The organism is Methylobacterium sp. WL103, from assembly GCF_008039885.1.
Classification (GTDB): domain Bacteria; phylum Pseudomonadota; class Alphaproteobacteria; order Rhizobiales; family Beijerinckiaceae; genus Methylobacterium; species Methylobacterium cerastii.
This window is the reverse complement of the sequence record NZ_VRUX01001276.1, coordinates 1-460: the sequence shown is the minus strand read 5'-3', so window position 1 is coordinate 460 and position 460 is coordinate 1. Positions and strand designations below refer to the sequence as shown.

The following is a 460-nucleotide window of genomic DNA, read 5'->3' as shown; positions in this document are numbered from 1 at the left end:
GCGGACGGCCCTGCTCGTGGCCGCCGACGGAGCGCGCTCGCGCCTGCGCGAGGCGGCCGGGATCGGCTGGGTCGGCTGGTCGTACCCGCAGGTGGGCATCGTCGCGACGGTACTGCACGCCCGCCCGCACGGCGGCCGGGCGACCGAGCACTTCCTCCCGAGCGGCCCGTTCGCGATCCTGCCGCTGGCCGACGGGCCGCAGGGCCACCGCTCCTCGATCGTCTGGACCGAGCGGGCCGCCGACGTCGACGCCCTGCTCGGGGGCGAGCCCGACGCGGTGCTGGCCGAGATCGAGCGGCGGTTCACGCCTCAGCTCGGGCAGCTGGCGCTGGAGCAGGGGCCGAGCGCCCACCCGCTCGCCTTCGGCATCGCCCGGCGTTTCCACGGCGAGCGCCTGGCGCTGCTGGGGGACGCCGCCCACGTCATCCATCCGATCGCGGGCCAGGGGCTGAACCTCGGC

1 protein-coding gene is annotated in these 460 nt (G+C 77.2%); it reads left to right on the top strand.

The genetic code is table 11. The annotated features are described in order from the left end of the window. A partial coding sequence (locus FV222_RS28975; RefSeq protein ID WP_187277549.1) for an FAD-dependent monooxygenase occupies window positions 1–460 on the top strand: 460 nt, incomplete at both ends.